Below are 6,156 nucleotides of genomic sequence, written 5' to 3' on the forward strand. Positions count from 1 at the left end.
GCAGCGAGAGGGAACGCTATTCTAAAGCTCAGAGAGTCCGTGGTCTTTTTAACCCCGATGGAAAATAATGAACCTGATACGGAACAACCCGGTGGCGATGTATCTCCAGATCGCCGATCGCCTTCGTGTCGAGATTGCCGAAGGGACGTACGAGCCATCCGGGCGACTCCCCTCGGAATCGCAGATCATGGCCCGCTTCAATGTCAGCCGCGTCACCGTCCGGCTGGCGCTCGAACAGCTCGATAAGGAGGAGTTGATCGAACGCCGGAAAGGCAAAGGTACTTTTGTGGCCGGCAAGCAGGTGCGCCACCAGATCGATACGCTGCGTAGCTTTCATGAGTCGCTGAAAGTCCAGGGCTTCAATGCCACCATGAGGATTATCGATCTGACCGCCATTGAAACGCCGCAGGCTTTTGTCCAGCTATTCGGACAAAAATGCGCGCTTCTTGAGCGGCTTCACATGGTGGGCGACGAGCCTATTGCCTTGGGCAGAAGTCTTTTGCCGGCCTTCATGTCGGACCTTAGGCGAGAGATCGCTGAACAACAACCGACTTATGCACTTCTCAAAGACAGAGCCGGCGTCGACATTACCTCCGCCGAAATTGCCATCGGAGCGCGCGCAGCCGCACCACGGATAACATCGCTGATCGCGGCTGCGGACAATGCGGTCTTGCTGGTGCTCGAACGAACCTCATATTTTGATAACGGCGCCTGCGCCGAGAGATCGGAATTCTTTATTCGACCCGAGCGCTATAAGTTTGTCCTCGGCAATCGAATACCCGCGCGTTGAGTGTCCGAGTGCTTTTGCTCTTGGAGGGACTAGAACCATTGCCCTCTTCTAATCATGCGATGCCACCCTGACGCGGAAGATATCGACAGCGCTGCGTACTCCGGCCTTAGGCTTGTCAGACTTCCTGGAAGACCACTTTTCCAAAAAACTCGTCATTGTATTCTCTCTTTTGTTTGCATTCGTCATTAAACGATTTGCAGTGCATCGCATCGATGGGGCACGTACGCTTAGCGTAAATGCGAAAGGAGGCGCACATGCACGGCTTCATGGCAGGAGCTGTCGGCGAGTGCCGGCGTCTGGGGCCAACGCATGACAACCGGCTAGATGAGCGATTATAGGGCACTATACCGTGCCGCTAAGCACCTCGACGAGGACGACATCGAAGGACCTCCCCTCATCGAGGATGAATGGATTGCCGAGAATGTCGATAACAACAACGAGCCAGGCCGTTCCAGCCTCTGACGCCGTTAGGGAACCGTAACCTCGTGATCGATCCCCAGGTCCCGAAAGAGAGCGGCGGTCGCTGCCCTTTCCTGTTTTGGCATGTAGCCCATCCCGGCCTGGATGGCATAACGCCAGGCCTCTCCCCTCTCCCATGCCTCCTTAGCGATGTCAGCCAGATCGTCGAGCCGGTTGGCAGCATTGAGCGCTTCGAACAGGAGGACGGCCTGCCTCAGGTCCTTTTCGCGCTTTGCAGCTCCCGACGTATCCACCACCCGACGGGAAGCGACGATCACCTTATGGACCGCATACCGGCAGGGATCAGGAACCACGACGGACACGCCGCTTTTGTGCAACATGACAGCTCGCACGGGATCACGGATCAGGAAGTCCAAAAACCGCAGCGGCTCGGCCGAAACCCCACCAAGAGCGGGCATGTCGGCCGGTTTGTCCATGTGGTCGCCCGATCCTCGGTTGCCCGTCAGGAACTCGACCTTGTAGCCATCGCGGTTGACGAACCCTGTCGATCGCGGCGAGCCCGAACGATGCATAATCGGCCGGAAAGTTGGATCGACGCCCTGAAGGATTTCGAGGATGGGAGGAAGGCTGTCCCCTACCTCGGAGCTGATCGCATAGTCCTGGGCGAAATCAGCATCCCCCGTCCCCATCGACGAAGCAGGCAACCGAACGCCGAGAAGTCCGCCATAGGCAGAGAAAGCCACGGAGCCGACCAGGCAGGCTCGCAGGCGGAAGATGCCGGCGTTGGCAAGAGCTTCGATAATATTTCCGGAAAAGCGATCCGGTTCTGGCAAGCCAGCTTCACGGACGAGCGTCGAAACATACTTCCGACGAGTTTTGGCATCGTCCTTGATCGCTCGGAAGTTCTCCACTCGTTTGTTGATCTCGGGGTCATCAGCAGGGCCTACATAGCGTCGATCCTGGCGATGCCCCTCCCCTTCAGTCGGCTGATCGAAATACCAGTATTTGCGATCTTTCACTGTGACCGGCACAAAACGGCCCTCGATCGGGAAGTCGGCTGAGAAAGAGGCATCGAAAACCCGTTCACTGAGTTCGGCCGTCATGGTGCGATACATGAGATCGATCTGCTTCATGGCTTGGCCTCGTTATACTAAAATCGGGTTTTAGATATAACACTTACGATCCCCGCCATTCAACATCATTCGCGCTCCACTTTTGGGTCGAGAGTTGCGTTATCCTAAATTCGCAACTTTAGTATAACGCCACTTAAAACGACCAAGAGCAAGGGGGCTTGCCGGGACGGAACTAATACCTTGAAGAGATCGACGGCTTGAAGACGCGGCCGCGTCATGACGAAACGCAAAACCGGGTTAGAATTTCACGCAACTCAACAATAGGGCGGCCAGTTCGACTTACGATGGGTGTTAAGCCACAAATGCTGCGATCGCTTAGAATGGCGTCCTTCTGGATCGGGAAGAAACGGTTGCCCAGGCGCCCTCCTCCTTCAGCTCAAACCTTCGGCAGACAAAGCCCAGACTCCAATCCTCGAGGTAGCGGCTTTACGAGCTCCACGGTGACCTCAAGTGCTGCTGCCATCTTCGGCCACTGCGCCGACTTCAGCCCGCCCAATCATCGCCTAAAATTCAAGACCATATGTATGATTTGGGTGCTTTGAATTGCTAGGCTCTCCCTCCGCCCTGACGAGTTCACACGGTTCGGAACAGCGCGCCGAGGCGAGACTTGATGTAGGTGATAGAGGATGCCACATCCTTGGCGACACCGTCGGGAACTCCGTTGAGTCCCTGCGATAAGTCTTGCATTTGCTGGCCGATGAAGGTGCGGGCTTCAAGCGCTGCCCCAGTTACGCCATTTTGAATATTTGCTGTAAACTCGAGTAGCGCGGCCTGCATTCCGTTTGGCGGTGCGATCCGCGCTCGTGCGACGTCGGCAGGCGACGCGCTGTAGGGTGTGGTATCGAGCCAGTCAGGTCCGAGATTGTCTGGATTCTCGAGGGTCAGAGCAATCGACAAGTCGGGTGCGACCGCGTCGCGCGCCGTCAAAGGTGGTCCTAAAGTGGGGAAGCGTTTGCGCAACGTCGCAATGATGGATGTGTGATCAAAAGGCGTGTCGCTTTGCGGTCGCAGCACCGTGCCCAGACGAACGTAGGGCGAGACAATGACAGCGGGCACACGCACACCGTACCGACTAAAATCGAATGCGGTCTCGGGTCGCTTCGGCTCCGGCGGTCGTGCCGGCGGAGGCGGAACGTGGTCATAGCATCCACCATGTTCGTCATAGGTAATGACAAGAAGTGTTCGGGTCCAAGCAGGGCCGCTGCGAACCGCGTTATAAACATCGGCAATCAGCTGTTCGCCAAGAGTTACGACGTGGGGTGGATGCTGGTCGTTCGGCAATGATACGTCAGCGAAATAGCGTGGCTCAATAAACGAATAGGCAGGCAAATCTCCAGTTTTCGCGTCCGTCAGAAATTCATCGAAAAGTCGAAAACGACTTAGTGAAAGCGAAAGCTTCTCAAGCGTGATCGATTGCGGCACGTCATGGAAATAGATTTTCCAACCACCTGGCAATTGCGCATCGTCGATGCGGTTGTAAATCGTCTGCATCCGGTATGGGAAGTGAACAGGTGAATTGTTCTCATATCCATTGGCCGTAGCCGTGTGCACGAAAAAGCGGTTCGGCCAAGTCTGGCACGGAGCGGAAGCGAACCAGCGATCACACACGGCGAACTGCCGCGCCAGTTTGCTGATGACGGGAACCTGCTCGGGCGTGAAATAATGCATCACACTTCCGGGATCATACACTCCCGGCGAGTGGGCTGCCTGAGCCTGATAATTCTTCACAAAGCCGCTCATATCCGGCTTCGCTCCGGATTGTGGCGCGCTCGTGCCGAACAGCTGCATATTGATGTCAGTCCAACTCTCCCCTGGATCGGGAGCGGGTATGGACATCGTCGCGTCACTGGTGCCGGCACTATTATGAACAGGGTATGCAACACCCGCCGCGTCGAAATTGGTTTCGGAACCAGACAGACCATCAAAATCCGATGATTTGGGATAAAGTTTGCCGAGCATGCTGTCGAAAGATCGGTTTTCCAGCATGAGAACGACGATATGTTGGATCTGATTGAGTGCGCTCATTTTGCCGCCTTTGAACAATAACGTTGAGAGGACTATCTCAAAAGTTGCTGGCACGCGCCGGCTTCTCACCGGTCCAGCGAATACTCATCAATTTAACCAGAACGTCAAACTAGAACAGCGCGCAGAGTAAGGAACATCTTGTCCCACGGACCTCGCCCTGGCCTTCGAGGCATAATCGAGAAAGTTCACTAGGCGAAGATCGAAAACTGGTTCATATGGGCATGCTTCCAAGCAGGAACTGAGGAAGGCTTAGGCGCATTTGATCGTCACTATAACTGTCTGTTGCAAGACGGGTTAGTATCGCTCTGGGTGTGCGACTCAACACCAAGGCGCGTTGCGGCCTCTCGGACATTCAGGACTTGCTTGGTTTCACAGCGCTTTGACCAATATTTGCATTTGGGGCCTATCCAATCAGCGGCTGAGAACCCATTGACGAATTTGCGATATCGGCATCCAGGCAAGGTCGCGATGAAATGCAAAGTTGGGTGAAGTCTCAACACAAATGAACATACCGAGGTTCAGCTTTCGGACAATGAAAGCGGGCGCACCGGCGCCTATCAGTTGCGCCAACCATAACAATTTTATCCCGGTATTCGAAGCAATTCACGGTTACTCGCCGCTAACCAATCGAAAAATTGCATGGCCCAAAGCAAAGCCTCTCGACGCAAAATGCATCCTTTCTGATATAGCAGCTACGAGGACAAAGACGCCCGTATGACGTGAATAGTTTATGCCTCAGGAATGTGGGCTCTGGGAGCACCGGCATATTTTAACACAGGAGGATAGCATGTCGAACGAATCCGCTGAGAGCACCGAGACATCCAATTTGAGCAACTCAAAATGGAAATACGAACAAGCGAGAACTTTCTTTACGAACCCGCCACTCATGTTGGCGCGGGCCAATGGCGAGCCGCAACGCGATGACACTATTGCCAATGCCATCGGAACCGTCCAGTTTCATCTTATTGGCCAAAAAGTAGATAGCTCTCCCTATAGAGAGATCATGGACGAGAATCGCGATATCCTGCTTGCACTGGGTGGACTCGTTTATAACTACATACAGGCCCAATACCCGACCGTCGATGCGAAGAAGCTCAATATCGATACCTGGGCTTACGTGGTGGGCCACCTCCCCGATATTTCGACCGGGCGCCAGCAGAAGAAAAGCTATTCTAGCAAAATTGCCGGCGCCGCGGTTCCAAGCACTTTCCTCTCCTTGATCGCAAATGCACATGTCAGTGACGGAGTACCGTTGCAGACTGACTTCAGCTCGTTCCTGACGCAGATGGGTGATTTGGTCTTCAGCGCTGACAACAAACCACAGCGATACAAAGCCTTAACGTGCACGTATCAATGCTATTTAGGCAACAACGGCGTGGGGGGATATTACGACTACAGCGCAATCGTATTGCGGGAATTTGAGTTCAAGCAAAATTTCCTTGACCTTAAGTCCTCATGCTCATCGAAGAAATTCGTCGATGTCGACATAGTCTATACCGAATTGGCCCACCTTGTTCAGACACGTCGGCTCCGCCGCGGCGGAGCCGACTATGAGAATTTTCAGCGGCTTATTAGCCGTAGCTCTACCGAGCAATTCAAGAAGGCCAAAAATTTCTTCAATCAGGGTTCGACACCCCAGCAAGACATTCAACCGCAGATCTGATGGACCGCTGGCGCGGCGCTAGCCGATGTCCGAATGTGGAGACGGGCGGCATCGATGTGTCGCCTGAATCTCGCTTGTTGAGTTTCGCGAGATTTTGACCCCCAGAAGGTCAAATCAGGGCGAAA

5 protein-coding genes are annotated in these 6,156 nt (G+C 54.3%); 3 read left to right on the forward strand and 2 right to left on the reverse strand.

From position 1 onward, the window contains the following. Positions 1 to 67 precede the first annotated feature (67 nt). Positions 68 to 790: a GntR family transcriptional regulator gene (locus RHSP_RS08500; RefSeq protein WP_004113640.1), complete on the forward strand. Its 723-nt coding sequence runs from the start codon at positions 68 to 70 to the stop codon at positions 788 to 790. A gap of 324 nt (positions 791 to 1,114) precedes the next feature. After that, positions 1,115 to 1,252 carry a hypothetical protein gene (locus RHSP_RS34580; RefSeq protein ID WP_157385324.1) on the forward strand — a complete coding sequence of 46 codons (138 nt, stop codon included), beginning with the start codon at positions 1,115 to 1,117 and terminating at the stop codon, positions 1,250 to 1,252. A gap of 5 nt (positions 1,253 to 1,257) precedes the next feature. On the opposite strand, the gene RHSP_RS08505 is transcribed toward RHSP_RS34580, so the two are convergent. Both RHSP_RS08505 and RHSP_RS08510 read right to left on the reverse strand, forming a co-directional pair. Next, the gene (locus RHSP_RS08505) at positions 1,258 to 2,343 is read right to left on the reverse strand and encodes a nucleotidyltransferase family protein (RefSeq protein ID WP_004113641.1); all 1,086 of its coding nucleotides are present in this window, start codon (positions 2,341 to 2,343) and stop codon (positions 1,258 to 1,260) included. A gap of 573 nt (positions 2,344 to 2,916) precedes the next feature. Continuing rightward, positions 2,917 to 4,368 carry an alkaline phosphatase family protein gene (locus RHSP_RS08510; protein ID WP_157385325.1) on the reverse strand — a complete coding sequence of 484 codons (1,452 nt, stop codon included), beginning with the start codon at positions 4,366 to 4,368 and terminating at the stop codon, positions 2,917 to 2,919. Between the two features lie 787 nt (positions 4,369 to 5,155). Between RHSP_RS08510 and RHSP_RS08515 the strand changes: the two genes are divergently transcribed. Further along, positions 5,156 to 6,031: a hypothetical protein gene (locus RHSP_RS08515; RefSeq protein WP_004113644.1), complete on the forward strand. Its 876-nt coding sequence runs from the start codon at positions 5,156 to 5,158 to the stop codon at positions 6,029 to 6,031. The last annotated feature ends 125 nt before the right edge of the window (positions 6,032 to 6,156 follow it).

This window comes from Rhizobium freirei PRF 81 (assembly GCF_000359745.1).
GTDB lineage: Bacteria > Pseudomonadota > Alphaproteobacteria > Rhizobiales > Rhizobiaceae > Rhizobium > Rhizobium freirei.

What these genes read in the sequence shown, in the direction of transcription:
- RHSP_RS08500 (WP_004113640.1), top strand. Translation starts at nt 68, where the DNA reads ATGAACCTGATACGGAACAACCCGGTGGCGATGTATCTCCAGATCGCC.
- RHSP_RS34580 (WP_157385324.1), top strand. Translation starts at nt 1,115, where the DNA reads ATGAGCGATTATAGGGCACTATACCGTGCCGCTAAGCACCTCGACGAG.
- RHSP_RS08505 (WP_004113641.1), bottom strand. Translation starts at nt 2,343, where the DNA reads ATGAAGCAGATCGATCTCATGTATCGCACCATGACGGCCGAACTCAGT.
- RHSP_RS08510 (WP_157385325.1), bottom strand. Translation starts at nt 4,368, where the DNA reads ATGAGCGCACTCAATCAGATCCAACATATCGTCGTTCTCATGCTGGAA.
- RHSP_RS08515 (WP_004113644.1), top strand. Translation starts at nt 5,156, where the DNA reads ATGTCGAACGAATCCGCTGAGAGCACCGAGACATCCAATTTGAGCAAC.